Annotated in this window: 14 protein-coding genes; 8 read left to right on the top strand and 6 right to left on the bottom strand. The window is 72.5% G+C overall.

The features are described from left to right. Nucleotides 1–314 precede the first annotated feature (314 nt). Nucleotides 315–1,256 (top strand): glycoside hydrolase family 6 protein, encoded by a 942-nt coding sequence (locus tag MCM47_RS18385; RefSeq protein ID WP_238862736.1) that lies wholly within the window; start codon nucleotides 315–317, stop codon nucleotides 1,254–1,256. Nucleotides 1,257–1,440: 184 nt separating this feature from the next. Here MCM47_RS18385 and MCM47_RS18380 read toward each other — a convergent pair whose 3' ends face one another. The 4 genes from MCM47_RS18380 to MCM47_RS18365 all read right to left on the bottom strand — a co-directional run bounded on the left by MCM47_RS18380 (nucleotide 1,441) and on the right by MCM47_RS18365 (nucleotide 7,594). Beyond that, nucleotides 1,441–3,372 (bottom strand): galactose oxidase-like domain-containing protein, encoded by a 1,932-nt coding sequence (locus MCM47_RS18380; RefSeq protein WP_374209161.1) that lies wholly within the window; start codon nucleotides 3,370–3,372, stop codon nucleotides 1,441–1,443. Nucleotides 3,373–3,405: 33 nt separating this feature from the next. Continuing rightward, a complete protein-coding gene (locus MCM47_RS18375) occupies nucleotides 3,406–5,511 on the bottom strand; it encodes a glycosyltransferase family 2 protein (RefSeq protein ID WP_238862735.1) in 2,106 nt (701 codons plus the stop codon). 596 nt (nucleotides 5,512–6,107) lie between these two features. Next, nucleotides 6,108–6,827 carry a 3-oxoacid CoA-transferase subunit B gene (locus MCM47_RS18370; RefSeq protein ID WP_255752446.1) on the bottom strand — a complete coding sequence of 240 codons (720 nt, stop codon included), beginning with the start codon at nucleotides 6,825–6,827 and terminating at the stop codon, nucleotides 6,108–6,110. A gap of 5 nt (nucleotides 6,828–6,832) precedes the next feature. Next, entirely contained in the window at nucleotides 6,833–7,594 is a 762-nt protein-coding gene (locus MCM47_RS18365) for a CoA transferase subunit A (RefSeq protein WP_238862734.1), read from the bottom strand. 420 nt (nucleotides 7,595–8,014) lie between these two features. Here MCM47_RS18365 and MCM47_RS18360 point away from each other — a divergent pair, with 420 nt between their 5' ends. From MCM47_RS18360 to MCM47_RS18335, 6 genes are all read left to right on the top strand, one after another. After that, a complete protein-coding gene (locus tag MCM47_RS18360; RefSeq protein WP_238862733.1) occupies nucleotides 8,015–9,292 on the top strand; it encodes a substrate-binding domain-containing protein in 1,278 nt (425 codons plus the stop codon). Between the two features lie 5 nt (nucleotides 9,293–9,297). Beyond that, nucleotides 9,298–10,074 (top strand): ABC transporter ATP-binding protein, encoded by a 777-nt coding sequence (locus MCM47_RS18355; protein ID WP_238862732.1) that lies wholly within the window; start codon nucleotides 9,298–9,300, stop codon nucleotides 10,072–10,074. A gap of 95 nt (nucleotides 10,075–10,169) precedes the next feature. Further along, entirely contained in the window at nucleotides 10,170–10,895 is a 726-nt protein-coding gene (locus MCM47_RS18350) for an ABC transporter ATP-binding protein (protein WP_238862731.1), read from the top strand. After that, the gene (locus MCM47_RS18345) at nucleotides 10,895–11,761 is read left to right on the top strand and encodes a branched-chain amino acid ABC transporter permease (RefSeq protein WP_238862730.1); all 867 of its coding nucleotides are present in this window, start codon (nucleotides 10,895–10,897) and stop codon (nucleotides 11,759–11,761) included. Before MCM47_RS18350 ends, MCM47_RS18345 begins: the two co-directional genes overlap by 1 nt. 164 nt (nucleotides 11,762–11,925) lie before the next feature. After that, the gene (locus MCM47_RS18340; RefSeq protein ID WP_238862729.1) at nucleotides 11,926–13,017 is read left to right on the top strand and encodes a branched-chain amino acid ABC transporter permease; all 1,092 of its coding nucleotides are present in this window, start codon (nucleotides 11,926–11,928) and stop codon (nucleotides 13,015–13,017) included. Then, the gene (locus tag MCM47_RS18335) at nucleotides 13,014–13,922 is read left to right on the top strand and encodes an alpha/beta fold hydrolase (RefSeq protein WP_238862728.1); all 909 of its coding nucleotides are present in this window, start codon (nucleotides 13,014–13,016) and stop codon (nucleotides 13,920–13,922) included. Before MCM47_RS18340 ends, MCM47_RS18335 begins: the two co-directional genes overlap by 4 nt. Before the next feature lie 86 nt (nucleotides 13,923–14,008). On the opposite strand, the gene MCM47_RS18330 is transcribed toward MCM47_RS18335, so the two are convergent. Then, complete coding sequence (locus tag MCM47_RS18330) at nucleotides 14,009–15,304, bottom strand: hypothetical protein (RefSeq protein ID WP_238862727.1); 1,296 nt, start codon at nucleotides 15,302–15,304, stop codon at nucleotides 14,009–14,011. A gap of 331 nt (nucleotides 15,305–15,635) precedes the next feature. Continuing rightward, entirely contained in the window at nucleotides 15,636–16,232 is a 597-nt protein-coding gene (locus MCM47_RS18325) for a DedA family protein (protein WP_238862726.1), read from the bottom strand. Nucleotides 16,233–16,758: 526 nt separating this feature from the next. On the opposite strand from MCM47_RS18325, the gene MCM47_RS18320 reads away from it, so the two are divergent. After that, entirely contained in the window at nucleotides 16,759–17,859 is a 1,101-nt protein-coding gene (locus MCM47_RS18320) for an LLM class flavin-dependent oxidoreductase (protein WP_238862725.1), read from the top strand. The last annotated feature ends 29 nt before the right edge of the window (nucleotides 17,860–17,888 follow it).

The following is a 17,888-nucleotide window of genomic DNA, read 5'->3' as shown; positions in this document are numbered from 1 at the left end:
CTGTTGCCGCCGTCCGCTGTTCACCGGCCTCGGCTGCCGGTCGGTACCCGGTGTGCGAAGCTGGGTTCCGACCGGGTCGCCGGACCGGGTCTGGGGAGGGGCGTTACGTGCGCCGGTTAGGGCGAGGGCTGGGATTCCGGCTGGCCGCGGGGGTGGCCGTGTTGGGCTGCCTGGCCGCCGTTGCGGGGTGCAACGGCAGTGGGGCGACGAACGGTTCGGGCGGGGCCGTGTCGGGGAGCGCGTCGTCCGGGGGCGTGTCCGGGGGCGCGTCCGGATCGGGCGGGGTCGCCGGCTCGGGGGGTGCCTCGGCGTCGGTGGGGGCCGGCGGGCAGACCGGCGGGGGTGATGCCGGCGGTTCCGCCGCCGGGCTGACCCAGCTGCCGGGGCAGGCCTTCTACGTCTCGGACCAGACCTCGGCCGCCCGGCAACTCGTCGCCCTGCGCAGCCAGGGGCGGACGGCCGAGGCCGACACGCTCCTGAGGATCGCGGCCCAGCCCTCCTCGCAGTGGCTCGGGGACCAGGCGGCCAAGGGCATCGCCGAGCAGGTGAGCCGCCGGGCCGCGGCGGTGGACCGCACCCCGGTCTTCGTCGCCTACAACATCCCGCACCGCGACTGCGGCCAGTACTCGGCGGGCGGCGCGGCCGACGCCGCGGCCTACCGTTCCTGGATCACCGGCCTGGGCGAGGCGCTCGGGGACCGCCGGGCCTGGGTCGTGCTGGAGCCGGACGCCGTCGCACACACCCTGGACGCCTGCGGGGTGAAGGGCGCGGCCGCCGCCGAGCGGTACGGCCTGCTGGCCTTCGCGGTGCAGGAGTTGAAGAAGCGTCCGCAGGTGAAGGTCTACCTGGACGCGGGGAACCCCGGCTGGGCGCAGGACCCGTCCGCGATGGCCGAGGCCCTGCGCAAATCCGGCATCGCCACGGCGGACGGCTTCGCGGTCAACGTCTCCAACTTCTACGCCACCGACCGGAACGCGGCCTACGGCGCGGAGCTCTCCGCCGCGCTGGGCGGGAAGCCCTTCGTCATCGACACCAGCCGCAACGGCAACGGCCCGCTCGGCGCCGACGCCTGGTGCAACCCGCCCGGCCGGGCACTCGGCGAGCCGCCCACCGCTTCCACCGGCCGGCCCGGAGTGGACGCCTACCTCTGGATCAAGAACCCCGGCGAGTCCGACGGCGAGTGCGGCCGCGGCGAGCCCAGGGCGGGCGAGTTCTGGCTGCCGTACGCCCTGGGGCTCGCGCGCGGGGGCGCGTAGCTCACGCGCGGCGGGATCCGCGGACAGGGCCCGGCCCTGTCGGCCGTCGAGGGTCTGCGGGGCCGGGCCCGCCGGGCTCCCGTCGGGCCCTCGGGCCTGCGGGCTCGGGCCCGCCGGGCTCCGGCCGGGCATTCGGGCCCCTCGGGTCTCGCAGGTCTCGTGGGGGCGGCCCGCCGGACGCGCCTCAGCCCGTCACCCTGATCCAGCGGGCCACCGACGGGGTCCCGGCGTCGTCCGTCACGAACAGCATGTACCAACCCGGTGGCAGCAGATCGGCGTTGGCGGGCAGGGTGAGCGCGACGGCGCCGTCCTTGCGGGCACCGACGTCCAGGGCGACCGACCGCTGCTCGACGTCCGTCGCATGGGTCACCGAGCTCGGCCGGATCAGCTTCGCGGTGACGATGCTCCCGGCGTTCGGCGAGTCGACCGTGATCGTCCCGCCGAGCCTGGCGGTCTCCGGCGCGCCGGTCAGCTGCGGGCGCTCGCCGTGGAACAGGTACGGCGGCGTGTAGATCTCGATCCGCTGCTCGAAGGTGCCCGGTTCGGTGTCGGCCCGGTCGTTGAAGAGCGGGTTGGAACCGAGGACGACCACGCGGCCGTCCGGCAGCAGCAGCGCCTCGGAGTGGTAGTTCCGGCCGACGGTCGGATCGGCGGCGGTGGTGAAGGTGTTGGTGTCCGGGTGGTAGACCTGCGCCTTGAGCAGGTCGCTCTTGTGCTTGCCCCGGTAGCCGCTGGAGCCGCCGGTGGTGAACACGGTGTCGTCCGGCAGGATCACGCTGTTGAGGTACCGGGTGCCGCCCGCCGGGAGGTCCGGGCCAGGGGTGAACGCGGGCTTGGCGGCGGACAGGTCGGCGATGTCGGTCCGGGCGGAGGACAGCGGTGACTCGCCCACCCCGCCCCCGCCGAGCACCATCACCTTCTGCGCCTGGGCCGGCGGGAGCAGCACCGAGGACGAGGTCTCGGTCAGCGCCGGGTCCCGCAGCCCCGGCACCGGCTGGAAGCTGTTGTCCTTGAGGTCCCAGAGCCCCGGCTCCCGGCCCTTGTCGGCCGGCCCGTAGCCGGCGTTGGAGCCCGAGTAGAAGAGCTTGCCGGAGGCGGTGAGGAAGATCGACGGGTAGGTGGGGAAGTAGCGGTCGGGTGCCTTGGACCAGGTCTTGCTCACCGGGTCGTAGATCTCGTTGTCGTTGCCGCTGAGGATCTGCCCGGTGTCGTCGAGCCCGGAGACGGTGACCACCCGTCCGTCGCCCAGCCCGGTGAGGGTCGGGTACCAGCGGGCGTACGCCATGTCGGTGACCGGCTCGTAGAGCTCGGTGTCCGGGTTGAACTCGAAGGCGGAGCGGATGCCCTGGAAGTCCTGCTTCTCCAGCGTGAGGCGGTCCGCCATGCCGTAGAGGTTGCGGGCGTCGGCGCCGCTCAGTCCCTTGATCGTGTACTGGGCGGGCGCGTCGGCGACGTAGTCGGCCCCCGCTGCCACCGCCTCGACGAAGACGTGCTGCTCGCTCGCGGTGACGACCGTCCGGTCCCCGGCGCCGGTCTTGACCGCCGCCGGGACGGTGACCGCGGCGGTGGACACGTACGCGTGGCCGTTCGGCGCGGTGAACACCGTGCCCTTGGGGAGGGTACGGGCGGCATCGGGGTTCTCGTTGCGCACCCGCATGGTGCCGGCCGCCTTCTTCACGGCGCCGTCCAGCGCCTCGTAGCGCAGGGTGCCCCCGGCCACCAGCAGGCGGCCGTCCGGGAGCGCGGTGTGGCCGCCGCAGAACATGTCGGCCGGGGTCGGGACCGGCTTGTAGGTGTTCTTGGCCGGATCCCAGAGCAGGCTCTTGAAGCTGCCCGCGTCGAACTGCCGTTGGTCGTTGCCGGAGCCCGCGATGATCAGTATCTTGCCGGTCCGCAGCAGGGTGGCGTGGATGGCGTTGATCCGGAAGCCGGCGGGCAGGGTGACGGTCTGCCAGTGGCCGTACTCGGCCTTGTACTCGGCGCGGTTGATCACGTACTGGTGGTACTGCTCGTTGGCGAAGCCGAGCACGGCCGGCGCGTTCATCCCGGCCACGGTCAGCGCGACCGTGCTGCCGAGGGCGAAGCGCCTGGTGCGGCCGGCGTTGCGGATCTTCACGGTGGTCGGTCCCCTCGTGCTCCGGGCTCGGGTTCAGCGTGCGGTGGGCGCCGTGGCGGTGGGCGCCGTGACTGTGGGCGCGGCGGCGGGGGCGGGGGCAGTGCCGGCGGCGGACCGGGCGGGGGTGGTGGGGGTGCGGCCCTGGGCCGGGACTCTCGGAGTGGTGGCGTGAGTGGTGGAGGTGGCCGGCTTGGGGGTGGTGCCGGTGGTGCCAGTGGTACCGGTGGTGCCGGTGATCGAGAGGGTGGACGTGGGGCGGGCCCGGCGTCGGCGGACGGTGTCCGCCGCCAGCACCAGCATCGGGAGCAGGCTGAGGAACAGCGCCAGGCAGGCCCACGTGCGCATGGCGAGGTGGTCGTGGCCGGTGAAGAACGAGGCGGTGACGGCGCCGCCGAACACCAACGCCCAGAAGAGGTGGATCCGGAACGTCGCCGGCCGGTCCGGGCTGGCCGAGTCGCCCTTGGGTGTCACCACGAAGCGGCTTCGCCGTCGAAGCGCCGCTTGCAGAAACGATGCTGCGTAAATCGGCCCGCAGAGCGCCGACATCACCATGCCCGCCACCCCGGAGGACCCGGCCGGCTCGTGGGGGCTGACGTTGTGCTTCCGGTTCCAGGTGTAGAGCAGGACCTGCAGCGCGGCCGCGTCGCTGTACAGCATCATCCAGATCTCGGACGAGACGTGGACACCGGAGGCGCCGAAGCCCAGGTAGAGCACGCTGGACAGCCCGCCGAGCAGCCACGTCAGCGCCGCCATCGGGTAGAAGCAGACCATCAGCGTGTAGTTGAGCAGCCGGCCGGGCGAGAGCCGCCAGGCCGCCCGCCAGTACTGGGTGAGCAGGGTCTCGTAGGTGCCCCGGCTCCACCGCAGCTGCTGGGAGAAGAAGTCCGTCCAGGACGAGGGCCCCTCGCCGACCGCCAGCACGTCCGGCGTGTAGACCGACTTCCATCGCGCGCCGGTGCCCGGGTTGCGGCGGCGGTGGAACTCCAGGCCGGTGGCCATGTCCTCGGTGATCGAGTCGTACAGACCGCCGATGGACTGCAGCGCGCTGATCCGGACGGCGTTGTTGGTGCCGACGAACATCGGTGCGCCGTAACGGTTCCCGGCCCGCTGGATCAGCGAGTGGAAGAGGAACTGCTGGCTCTCCGAGAACTTGGTGACGGCCGAACCGGAGCTGCGGTAGTTCCCGTACACCTGGGGCCCGACCACGAACGCCACGTCGGGGTCGCGGAAGTAGCCGAGCATCCGCTCGCAGAACTCCGGCAGCGGCACGTGGTCGGTGTCCACCGAGACCCAGAAGTCGTAGTCGGGGCCGTGGGCCTGGAGCCAGCTGTTGTAGTTGCCGTGTTTGGTCTTGGCGCGAAAGCGGCCCTTGGGCTGGTTCCACCGCTCGATCCCGTGCCGGCTGAAGTGGCACGCGCCCAGTTCGGTGCACAGGGCCCGCATCGCAGGATCGTTTCCCTCGTCCAGCAGCCAGACGTCGTACGGGCCGTCGTGCCGGACGGCCAGTGCGGCGGTGAGGGTGGCCCGCACCATCTCGGGCGGCTCCTTGCCCGGCACGCAGGTGGTGAGGAACGCGACCCGGGTGCCCCTCTCCGGTGTGACCGGGACCGGGTCGCGGGCGACCAGCGTCGCGTGGGTGTTGGAGACGACGTTGACCAGCCGGAACACCTCGACCACCGCGATGATCCCGATCATCACCTTGTCGCCGATCAGCAGCCAGGTGTGCGTCTCGCCCGGTCGGACCGGCCAGTGGCCGGGGAGAAGCAGCCAGACGAGGAGCACCGCCTCGACGACGGGGGCGGCGAGCAGGAGCAGCGCCGCTCGGAGGCGGTGCGGCTCGCGTCGCAGCAGGCTGCGGTACTGGACGCGGTAGGGCGGCGGGGCTCCGACTGCTGCGACGGCGGTCGGTTCGGTGGCGCGGGTCGGTTCGGTGGCGCGGGTCGGTTCGGCTTCGGTGGTCGGTTCGGCTTCGGTGGTCGGTTCGGTGGCGGGCCCGGCCAGTCGGCTGAAGTGAGCGTAGTCGTAAGGGGCTTCGGGGACCGGTATGGAGCTGAGGTCGTCGTCCGTGGCCGCCGTCGCTGCCGTGGCCCGGACGTGCGATTCGCCCCGGTCCGTCTGACGCGAGAACAGCTTGTTCATGTGTGGCTCCCCCCGTGGCCGGCCGCGCGGGCCGACCCGTTCCGTGCGTGCTTCGACCGGGGGTGTGCGAGCTGAAACCGCGCGCTGCGACCTGCGCGCCGGGACCACAGCTCCCCCCGGAGCCTTGCTTACGAAGCAGAACACCGGCCGGTGAACTGTGCCGTTTCCAGGCAGTTTCCGGGCCGTCAATCGTTAAAACGTACACGATCGATTGTCGTGCAGGGCTGCGCCGACGCTTCGAAGGCAGGATCCCGGCTCGTTCTCCGGACTCCCCACCGGGGGCGGGATCCTCGGGCTTCCCCAACTGTCGCGGAGCGCCCACGTGATCGCAACCGATCTGCGAAATGATCATTGCTTAAGCATGAAGATATGGCGATTCCCGGCCAGTTGCGGCATCGAGGATGCTAATGGCGGTTGTTGCGGTCAGTGGACGGGTGGGCATTCCCGATCCGTCGGATGTCTCGAATAAGCGAGCGAAGGCCGGACTGCCGTGCTGGCAGTCCGGCCTTGTCCGATTCGGGACCGGTTCCCTGTGTGGTGCGCCGGTGCTGCCGGTACTTGTGGTGCGTCGTCCGGGGCGGTCGGCGCGCCGCTCCTCAGCGTGCCGCGGGGAGGAGGAGGGTGGGCTCGGTCACCGCCTGCACCTCGTCCCCCGTCACCCCCGGCGCCGTCTCGACCAGGCGCAGTCCGGCCGGCGTGACGTCGATGACCGCCAGGTCGGTGACGATGCGGTGGACGACGCCGCGCCCGGTGGCGGGAAGCGAGAGCTCGTCGACGATCTTCGGCGAACCGTCCTTCGCCGTGTGCTCCATGACGACGATCAGTCGCCGGGCGCCGTGCACGAGATCCATCGCACCGCCCATGCCCTTGACCATCTTGCCCGGGACCATCCAGTTGGCGAGGTCGCCGGCGGCCGAGACCTGCATCGCGCCGAGGACCGAGACGTCGATCCGGCCGGCCCGGATCATGCCGAAGGAGAACGCGGAGTCGAAGTACGAGGCCCCGGCGGCGACGGTCACGGTCTCCTTGCCCGCGTTGATCAGATCGGGGTGCTCCGACCCGTCCAGCGGGTACGGGCCGACGCCGAGAATGCCGTTCTCCGAGTGCAACACCACATGGACACCGGGCGGCAGGTGATTCGGGATCAGGGTCGGCAGGCCGATGCCCAGGTTGACGTACTGCCCGTCCCGCAGCTCGCGCGCTGCCCGGGCGGCGAGCGCGTTCCTCGGGTCGAGCACGGCGGAAGGCGTCGTGGCGGTGGTGTTGGCGGTGGTGGTGGTGGCGGTGGTGTTGGTGGTCGTGGGGGCGGTGGACATCGGTGTCAGGCCTCCTGGGCTGCGGTGCGGACGGTGCGGCGCTCGATCCGGCGGTCCCCGGGGTCCGCCGCGACCACGCGGTCGACGTACACGCCGGGCAGGTGGACGGCGTCCGGGCCGAGCTCGCCCGGCTCGACGATCCGGTCCGCCTCGACCACGGTGACCCGGCCGGCCATGGCGCAGAGCGGGTTGAAGTTCCGGGCGGCGGCGTGGAAGACGCAGTTGCCGTGCCGGTCCGCGACCTCGGCGCGGACGAGGGCGAAGTCCGCCGCGATGGCCTCCTCCAAGAGGTAGCGACGGCCGCCGAACTCGCGGACCTCCTTCGGCGGCGACGCGAGCGCCACCGAACCGTCCGCCCCGTACCGCCAGGGCAGCCCGCCCTCCTCGACCTGCGTACCGACCCCGGCCGGGGTGAAGAACGCGGGGATGCCGGCGCCGCCGGCCCGCAGTCGCTCGGCGAGCGTGCCCTGCGGCGTCAGCTCCACCTCCAACTCGCCGGAGAGGTACTGCCGGGCGAACTCCTTGTTCTCGCCGACGTAGGAGGAGGTCATCCGGGCGATCCGCCCCGCCTGGAGCAGCAGGCCGAGCCCCCAGTCGTCGACCCCGCAGTTGTTGGAGACCACCCGCAGTCCGGTGGTGCGCGAGTCGACCAGGGCGCCGATCAGCGTGCTGGGGATGCCGCAGAGGCCGAAGCCGCCGACGGCCAGCACGGCGCCGTCGGGAACGTCCCCGACCGCTTCGGCGGCGGAGTCCAGGACCTTGTCCAAAGGGTCACCTCGTGAGGGGAGTCGGTGGGTGCGGGGTGCGGGGTGCGGGGTGCACGGGTCGCTGTCTGCGGGCGCGCCGACGGCACGGCGTACGGCGGGGGTGCGGGGTGCGCCGGGGCGTCCCGACCGTCGAGCGCGGCTGCCGGAACCCGACCGCCGAGGCGACCGCTGTCGCTCCTGCCCCTCCACCGTCACCGGGTGCGGGTGGGCCGTGCCATGGCGGGGCGCGCCACGCGCAGGTCCCTGGGCATGGCGACCGCCCACACGCGCGACCTCCCGACCCGCTGCCGGCCCAGCGGTATGGCGGCTGCAGCCACATCCACACGGGCTGATACGTCCTCCGGGCACATGTCGCCGCCCCCGTGCCACCCCTACGGTTCCGGAATCCACCCCCCGCAGCCCCCTCAGGAGTCGGTCACCATGCGCAGCTCTACAGCAGCCCCCACCAGGACCGCCTCCGGCGCCTCCGCAGGCGCGGCCGGAGCCGCCGGCCCGGCGCGCAGGCTCGTCGCCCTCGCGGCCTGCGCACTCCTCGCGGCCGGCTGCGCCGAGGCGGGCACCGCGGGTACGAGCGCGGCGGACGGCGGCAGCGCCAAGAGCCCGGTCAAGGTCGGCCTGGTGTACTCCAGGACCGGGCCGCTGGCCGCCTACGGCAAGCAGTACCTGGAGGGCTTCAAGGCCGGCTTGAGCTACGCGACCAAGGGCAGCGGCGCGGTCGACGGGCACCGGATCGAGATCGAGGAGCAGGACGACGCCGGCGATCCGGCCAAGGCCGTCTCGGCCGCCAAGGACCTCATCGGCAAGGGCCACAAGATCCTTGCCGGCTCGACCGCCTCCGGCGTCGCCCTCCAGGTCGGCCCGATCGCCGCCCAGAACAAAGTGCTCTTCATCAGCGGCCCGGCCGCCGCCGACAAGGTCACCGGCCTGAACAAGTACACCTTCCGCTCCGGGCGCCAGTCGTACCAGGACATCAGGACGGCGGCCTCGTTCATCGGCGACGCCAAGGGGAGGAAGGTCACCGTGCTCGCCCAGGACAACGCCTTCGGGCAGGCCAACGTGGCCGCCGTCAAGGCGGTTCTGGGAGGCCAGGGCGCCACGGTGGACGCCGTCCTGGCCCCGCCGAGTGCGACCGACCTGACCCCCTTCGCCACCCAGGCCAAGACCGCCAAGCCGGACCTGCTCTTCGTCGCCTGGGCCGGCGACACCTCGGCCGCCCTGTGGACGGCGCTGAACCAGCAGGACGTCTTCGCCGAGACCAAGGTGGTCACCGGCCTGGACCTCGCCGCCTCCTACCCGCTCTTCGGACCCGCCGGCGAGAAGATCTCCTTCCTGAACCACTACTTCGGCGGCGCCGCCGGCACCCCGGTCGAGAAGGCCATGGACGAGGCCGTCACCGCCGCCGGAGGCAAGCCCGACATCTTCACCCCGGACGGCTTCACCGCCGCCCAGCTGATCGTGCACGCCGTCGAGGCCGCGCACGGCTCGGCCGACGACACCTCGGCCCTGGTGAAGGCGCTCGAAGGCTGGAGCTTCGACGGCGTGAAGGGGCGCACCACGGTGCGGGCCGAGGACCACGCGCTGCTGCAGCCCATGTTCCAGGTCAAGCTGACCGGCAACGGGGCTGCTGCCAAGCCCTCGGTAGCGCGCACCCTCACCGCGGACGAGGTGGCGCCCCCGGTCACCCCGATGGCGGGGTGACCCCGGTGCCCCGTCCTGCCTCGCCCGCCGTGGTGGCGCCGGTGCTGCGCCTCACCGGCCTCGGCTGGGCCGTCCGCGGAGTGCCGATCGTCGAGGACGTCTCCTTCTCGGTCGGGGAGGGTGAGTTCATCGCCTTCATCGGGCCCAACGGTGCTGGAAAGACCTCCCTGTTCAACCTGATCTCCGGCATCCACCCGGCGACTGCCGGGAGCATCGAACTCGACGGTGCCGACATCACCGCTGAGCCCGTCCACGCCCGGGCGCGTCGCGGGCTCGGACGGACCTTCCAGACCTCCTCGCTCTGGCCGGGGACGACGGTCGCGGACCACGTCCGGCTGGCCGCGCAGGCCACCGCCGGTCCACGGGCCTCCTACCGGATCTGGCGCCGCGCCGACCGCTACGCGGACCAGGTGGCCGAGACCCTGGCGCGCACCGAGCTCGCCCACCGGGCCGACACCCCGGCGAGCGCGCTCTCCCACGGGGAGAAGCGCAAGCTCGAACTCGCCGTCCTGCTGGTCTGCGACCCGCGGCTCATCCTGTTGGACGAGCCGATGGCCGGGGTCAGCGCGGAGGAGGTACCCGCCCTCACCGAGCTGATCCGCTCAGTGCACCGGGACCTCGGGCGCACCGTCCTGATGGTCGAGCACCACATGGACGTCCTGCTCGGCCTGGCCGACCGCGTGGCCGTGATGCACCACGGCACGCTGCTCGCCCTGGACACTCCGGACGCGGTGATGGCGGACGCCACCGTGCAGCAGGCCTACCTGGGCGAGGCGCTGTGAACGACTCCCTCCGGAACGGCTCCCTCCAGAACGACTCCCTCCAGAACGGCGCCTCCGTGAGCGACTCGCCGTTCCCTGGCGCTGCCCTCCTTTCGGTGCGTGATCTGCGGGTGGTCATCGACGGGCTGCACATCCTGCACGGCGTCGACCTCGACGTGGCGCCGACCGGGGTCACGGCGTTGCTGGGGCGCAACGGCGCCGGCAAGACCACCACCGTCAAGGCGGTGATGGGCCTCGTGCCGCGCACCGGAAGCGTCCGGTTCGCCGGTACCGAGCTGTCCTCCCTCCCTACGCATCTGGTGGTCCGCCACGGCATCGGTTACGCCCCGGAGGACCGCGGGATATTCGCCGGCCTCACGGTCGCCGAGAACCTGCGGCTCGCCGAGCGCGACCGCGACGCCGAGCCGGCCTACCACCTCGTCCACGAACTCTTCCCCGAACTCGAGCAGCGGGCCGGCCAGTTGGCCGGCACGCTCTCGGGAGGACAGCAGCAGATGGTGGCCATCGGTCGGACCCTGCTCAACCGGAACCGGCTGATCATCGCCGACGAGCCCACCAAGGGCCTGGCGCCGAAGATCGTCGCCGAGGTCGCCGACGTGCTGGCGCGGGCGGCCGAGGCCGTGCCCGTCCTCCTGGTCGAGCAGAACCTCGCCCTGGTGCGCCGGCTGGCCGGTACCTGCGCCGTCCTGGCCGACGGCCGCACCGCCCACCAGGGCGACACCGCCCAACTGTTGGCCGACGAGGACGCCGCCCGCCGCCTGCTGGGCGTCGGCGGCCGCCGCCCCGGCCTCCCTGCCGCCACCGAGGAGGTGAACCCCTGATGGACACCGTCGTCCTCCTTTCCTGTACCGGACTCGGTCTTGGTGCGCTGTACTTCCTGGTGGCCTCCGGCCTCTCGTTGATCTTCGGACTGATGGACGTGCTCAACTTCGCCCACGGAGCCCTGCTCTCCGTCGGCGCCTACGCGACCTGGTGGGCCGGCACCGAGGCCGGCCTCTCCTTCTGGCTCGCCGTGCCGTTCGGCACGCTGGTCGGGACGGCCGCCGCCGTCCTCCTGGAGCTCTTCCTGATCCGGCCGCTCTACAGCCGGCCGCGGGACCAGATCCTCGCCACCGTCGGCGTCGGACTGGCCGTGCCCGCCCTCCTGATGGGCGTCTGGGGCGCGGACGCCCGCCCGTTCCCGCAGCCGGCCCTGCTCTCCGGCACCTGGCACGTGCTGGGTGCGACCGTCCCGGTCAACCGCTTCGTGCTCGTGGCCGCGGCCGTGCTGCTGTTGCTCGCTCTTCGGTTGTTCCTGGCCCGCACCCGGTACGGGCTGATCGTCCGGGCCGGCGTCGAGGACCGGGCGATGGTCACGGCGCTCGGCATCGACGTCCGCAGGGCGTTCACCCTCGTCTTCGCCATCGGCGGTGCCGCCGCCGCGCTCGGCGGTGCCCTCGGCGGCCTCTACTTCGGTTCGGTCAATCCCGGCCAGGGGACCGGGCTGCTCATCTTCGCCTTCGTCGTCGTCGTGATGGGCGGCCTGGGCTCCGTCACCGGTGCCGCCGTCGCCTCCGTCTGCGTCGGCCTGGTCCAGCAGTTCGCCAACTACTACACCACCGCGGGACTCGGTGACCTCTCGGTCGTCGTCCTGCTGGCCGTCCTGCTCCTGGTGCGACCGCGCGGACTCACCGGGAGGCTCGCGTGAGCACCGACACCTCGGACACGAGCACCGGTGGCACCGCTGCCGACCGCACTGACGCCACCTCAGCACGACGCACCGACAACGGACCCGGAATTCTCCCCGGACGGGTGATCGAGGCGGAGACGTTCGCTCGAACTGGTGATTCATTGGCGCGGCGCTCGACAATCGTGCACGGATCACTACGCTGGTGGCCGATCGCCCTGCTGATCCTGCTCCTTGTCATCCCCTACAGTGCGCTACCCGTCCCGGGACTGCTCGACGGACCGCTCGGCAGCCCGGGAAGCCTCCAACTCATCGCCCTGTGCCTGCTCTACGGGGCCCTCGCCACCGGTTACGACCTCCTGCTCGGGCGGACCGGACTGCTCTCCTTCGGCCACGCGCTCTACTTCGCGACCGGCCTCTACGCCACCAATCTCGGCATGCTGGAGCTCGGGCTGCCGTTCGCCGCGGCGGCCGTCTTCGGCGTCGCCTGTGCCGTCGCGCTGGCCCTGCTGCTGGGCTCGGTCAGCCTCCGCGTCACCGGCATCGGGTTCTCCATGGTCACCCTCGCCTTCGCCCAGGCGGGGTCGATCCTCGTCCAGCGCAACCCCGGCGGCATCACCGGCGGGGAGGAGGGTCGGTCGGCGCCGGCCGGGCGGCTGCCCTCCGCGCTCCTGGGCATCGAGAACACCGCGAACCTCTACTGGATCGCCGTCGCCTACCTGGTGCTCACCCTCGCCGCGGTGCACTGGGCCGTCGGCTCGCCGATCGGGCGGGTCTGGCAGGGCATCAAGGAGAACGAGCGCCGGGTGGAGGTGCTCGGACTCCGCCCGTACGGCTACAAGCTGGTCGCCTTCGTCCTCGCCGGGGCCCTCGCGGCGGTGGGCGGGGTGGTCTACCTCCTGCTGACCGGCGGCGCCACGCCCCAGGCCGCCACCTCCGACGCCACCCTCTCGCTCCTGGTGATGGTCGTGCTCGGCGGTTCGGGCACGCGCTGGGGTCCGCTGCTCGGCGGTGTCCTCTACACCTGGGCAGGCCACCGCCTCGGCGACCTCGCCAACTCCACGGCGATCGCCGACCTGCCCGCGGTCCTGCGGGTTCCGCTCTCCCAGCCGCTGTTCCTGCTCGGTGGCCTCTTCGTCGCCGTCGTCTACCTGTTGCCCGGCGGGCTGGCCCGGCTGCCGGCCCGTATCCGCGCCGACCGATCCGTCCGTTCGGCCCGGTCCGCCGGCCCCGCCGGTGCGACGGGCGTGCGCCCCACCGGAGGGAATCCCGCATGAGCCCGTCCTTCCCGCAGCCCGAGCAACTGACGGTCCCCGTCCCGGGTGGGGACCTGGCCGTGCTCCGCTGGCCCGCCACAGCCCCGGCGGCGGCGACCGTCGTGGCGGTGCACGGCATCACCGCCAACGCCCTCGCCTGGTTCGAGGTGGTCCACACGCTCGCGGGCCGGGCGACCCTGCTCGCGCCCGACCTGCGCGGGCGCGGGGCCAGCCGTGCGGTCGGCGGGCCGTACGGCCTGGCCCGCCACGCCGACGACATCGCCGCCCTGATCACCGCGCTCGACCTGGGGCCGACGGTCGTGGCCGGGCACTCGATGGGGGCCTGGATCACCGCGCTGACCGCGGTCCGCCACCCGGAGCTGGTCAGCCGGGTGCTCCTGGTCGACGGCGCGGTCAGCTTCCCGCTGCCCGAGGGCGTCGGGGAGGAGGACGCGCTGGCCGCGGTGCTCGGCCCGGCCCTGGCGCGGTTGTCGATGACCTTTTCGGACCGCGCCGCCTACCGGGCGTTCTGGCGGCAGCACCCGGCCTTCGCCGCCGACTGGTCGGACGGGATCGACGCGTACACCCAGCGCGACCTCGTCGGCGTCGAGCCCGAGCTGCACTCCGCCTGCGTGCTGGAGGCGGTTCGGACCGACGGCGCCCAGGTGCTCCTGGACCGGGACGCGGCGGCAGCCGTCCACCGGCTGCCCTGCCCCGGTGACCTGCTCTGGGCCGAGCGCGGGCTCTTCGACGAGCCGCAGGCGCTCTACGACGCGCAGCGGATCGCCCGGGCGGGTCTCGATCCGGACCGGGTGGTCTCGGCCTCGCTGGTCCCGGACACCAACCACTACTCGATCCTCTGGGGCCGGGCGGGAGCCGAGGCCGTGGTGCAGCGGTTGCTCGGCGCCGTCGCCGCCACCGAGTAGGGGGCGGCCCGGTCGGGCGCCGGCCGCCCGACCGGGCCGGCGCACGCCGCGGCCGGTGCGGTCGCCGCGGCCGGATTCCCGCCGTCTCAGCCGGCCGTGCCGAGGAAGGACTGCCACCCGCCGCTCGGCGCCTGCCCCACGTTCAGCGACCGCAGCTTGCGCAGGGTCGACTGGTCCTGGACCTCCAGCCAGTCGACCAGCTGCCGGAACGAGACCAGCCGGACCTCGGGCTTGTCCGCGATGGTCTTGAGGGTCTCCTCGACGGCGTCCATGTAGATGCCGCCGTTCCACTGCTCGAAGTGGTTGCCGATGAAGAACGGCGCCCGGTTGCCGTTGTAGGCGCGGTCGAACCCGGCGAGGTAGGAGTCCCGGGCCTGGGTGCGCCAGTCGTTGTACTTGGCCGGGTCGCCCTTCGTGCTGCCGGACGACTGGTTGGCGAGGATGTTGTAGTCCATCGAGAGCACCTGGAAGGTGTGCCCGGGGAACGGGATGCTCTGCAGCGGGAAGTCCCAGATCTTGCCGTCCTGCACCTTCTGCGGCCAGATCTGCTGACCGCCGGAGGAGCTGGCGTCGTACTTCCACCCCATCTTGACGGCGGTCGGCAGCAGTGCCTTCTGTCCCTCAAGGCAGGGGGTGCGGCCGCCGATCAGCTCCTTCTTGTAGTCGAAGGGCAGCGGGTCGACGTCGGTGAAGCCGGTGTTGGTCCGCCACTGGGTGACGAAGGAGATCGCCTGGTCGATCTCGCTCTGCCAGTCCTCCGGCGTCCACTTGTTGACCCCGTTGCCGTCCGGGCGGCTCGAGCAGAAGTGCCCGTTGAAGTGCGTGCCGATCTCGTGGCCGGCCAGCCAGGCCTGGCTGATCAGCTTGAGCGTGGCCTTGACCGCGCCGTCCGAGAGGTAGGGGATGTCGGAGGCGCCCACCGAGTGCTTCGGCGGGTGGTAGAGGTCCGCCTTGCCCTTGGGCAGGGCGTAGATCCCGGAGAGGAAGAAGGTCATCGAGGCCTTGTGCTCCTCCGCCAGCTTGAGGAAGCGGGGGAACTGGCCGTCGTCGGTGCCGCCGGCACCGTCCCAGGAGAACACCACGAACTGCGGCGGCCGCTCGCCGGGCTTGAGCTTCTCCGGCTTGGGCTGCTTGGGCTGGGGGCCGGTGTCGGAGGTGGAACCGTCTCCGATCGGAGTCCCCTTGGGTATGCCGGTGCTCGGGCTGGCGGTGCCCGGCGCACCGGTACCGGTACCGGCGCCGGTGCTGCCGCCCCCCGAGCTCGGTGAGGTCCCGGAGCCGGATCCGGCCGCCGAGCCACCGCTGGAACACGCCGCCACAGCACCGAGGGCCACGGTCGCGGCGGTGGCGCTGAGCACGGTCCTGCGCGAGATGCTGGTCATGGTCTCCCCTGGGTGCCGCGCTGGCCGGGTGACGGTGGCGCCGAACGGGCCCTACCGGTCAAATCGGGCAACTGATGATTATTCGCCAATAGGATGTCATGCAGACGTAGCGGCACCCAAGGGTGCCTGAGTCCGCCTCACGTCAATACGCGGATCGGGAGCATTCGGGCTGCGGCAATCGGCGTTCTGTTGCCGTCCTGTGACGCTGGGCGCCTGTCGGCGTTTCACCTCGCGCCGCCCGTCGGTCGACCGCCGGTGGCCGTCAGGCGCTCGCCGCCCGCCCGCCGCCCCTTGCGGCCGGGCCACCGGGCCACCGGGCCCTGCCGGCGCGTCAGAGCGCGGCGAGCCGGCGGTTGCGGCGGACGATCCGGGCGATGGCGGTGCTGACCGCCGTGGCGGCCGTACAGGAGACGGCGAGGCTCAGCCAGGCGGTGTCGAACCAGTGGCTGTTGAGCCAGCCCAGCGTGACGATGTACGCGGCCCAGACCAGCGCGGCCACGGCCGACCAGCGCAGGAAGCGGTGCGGATGGCCGGGGGAGTGGCCGATGGCCAGGTCGAGGACGGTCCGGCCGGCCGGCACGAACCGTGCCACCACCACCATCGCGGCCGCCGCCCCGGTGGTGCGCTCGTTGAGCGCCTGCTGGACCCGCGCCACGCTCGCCGCCAGCTTCGGCCGGTGTTCGAGCCGCCGCTGCACCGACGGGGCGCCGCGCCGGGCCAGCCGGAGCAGCAGCAGGTCGCCCAGGAAGGACGCCAGCGCCACGCCGAGGCCGAGCAGCACCGGCGCGCCGCTCGTCTGCGACGTCTTGAGCACGGCCAGGATCACCAGCGTCCCGCTGGGGATGAAGGGGAGGAACGCGTCCCCTAGTACGGCGCAGAGCGCCAGGGCGCAGATCCACGAGGATCCGATCACCGTCGCGATGTCCACGACCCTTACTCCCTCCAAGCTGCCCGGAGGAGCAGACGGCTGCAGGGGTCAACGCTAGCGCCTCGACTTTTCATGCCATGAAGCACCCCGGTTGTGCGGCAGCTCACAATGGCGCAAGCCCCTGGGGCGGGGTACCGCTCCAGGGGCTCACGGGGATCGATCGGCGCTGGTCCAGCCCGATGACCTTGCTGGCGAGGCGAATCCGGTTGGCTGATCCGCTCTGGGACCAGCCTGCCGGACGCCGCCCGCGGATCGCGAGGCCTGCGGCTGGCGACTTCCCGCGCTGGCGTGAAGTCGCCACGCGTGTCCGTCCGCTGGCTCTGAGTCAGCCGAACGGTCGGTAGGGCGCCGATCGCGCACCGGAGCGGCTCGCCGAGAAAACAGCGAACTCCCGGGAACACCGGGAGTGATGGCGTGGTTGTCCTCCGTCGGCAGCCGCGACCCCGGCCATCGGCGCGGTCGCTCACGGCTGCCGACAGGACCAACGACCACGCGAGCGACCAGGACTGCCAGGAGGGCGGACGGTATGACCACCGAGGAGCAGCAGAACAGCGGGCCCGAGCCGCAGGACACCACGGCGATCCGGGGCGTCGTCCGCGGCACGGCGCCGGCGCCGCTCTCCATCCTGGACCTGGCGACCGTAGGCGCCGGCTACACCCCGGCGGAGGCCCTGGCCGCGACGACCCGACTCGCCCGGAGCGCCGAGGAGTGGGGGTACCACCGGTTCTGGGTCGCCGAGCACCACGGCATGCAGGGCGTCGCCAGCTCCAACCCGGCCGTCCTGCTGGCCCATCTCGGTGCCCACACCACGACGCTGCGGCTCGGCTCCGGCGGCGTCATGCTGCCCAACCACGCCCCGCTGACCATCGCCGAGCAGTTCGGCTTGCTGGAGGCCCTGCACCCCGGGCGCATCGACCTCGGGCTCGGCCGGGCCCCGGGCACGGACCCCGCGACCGCCCGCGCACTGCGGCGCGGCCTCGCCGAGGGCGCCGACGACTTCCCGCAGCAGCTCGCCGAGCTGACCCACTTCCTCGACGGCGACTTCCCGGGCGGTCACCCGTACGCGCGGCTGACGGCCGTCCCCCAGGGCGACGCGCGGCCGCCGATCTGGCTGCTCGGCTCCTCCGGCTTCAGCGCGCAGCTGGCCGGGCGGCTCGGTCTGCCGTTCGCGTTCGCGCACCACTTCAGCAGCGCCAACACCCTCCCGGCGCTCGACCTCTACCGGTCCTCGTTCCGGCCCTCCGCGGTGCTCGACGAGCCGTACGCGCTGATCGGCGTGGGCGCCGTCGCGGCCGACGACGAGGCGGCGGCCCGCCGGCTGGCGCGCTCGGCGGCGCTCGGGATGCTCCGGGTGCGGCGCGGCAACCCGGCCCCGATCCCCACCCCCGAGGAGGCCGAGTCCTACCCGTACAGCCCGGTGGAGGCCGACTTCGTCTCCGACTGGATGGGCAACATGGTCATCGGTTCGCCCGGCGAGGTGGCCGACGGCCTGGAGGCCCTGCGCAAGCGGACCGGCGTGGACGAGCTGATGGTCACCTCGCACATCCACGGCCACGAGGCGCGGCACCGCTCGTACGGCCTGATCGCCGAGGCCTACGGGCTGACCGGCGGGGTCGCCACGGCCTGAGCCGGCGAACGGGCAGCCGGCCCGGGGCG

The organism is Kitasatospora sp. A2-31 (assembly GCF_022288725.1).
In the GTDB taxonomy this organism is placed as follows: Bacteria; Actinomycetota; Actinomycetes; order Streptomycetales; family Streptomycetaceae; genus Kitasatospora.
Note: the sequence above shows the minus strand (reverse complement) of the source record. Positions and strands in the feature narration are given on the sequence as shown.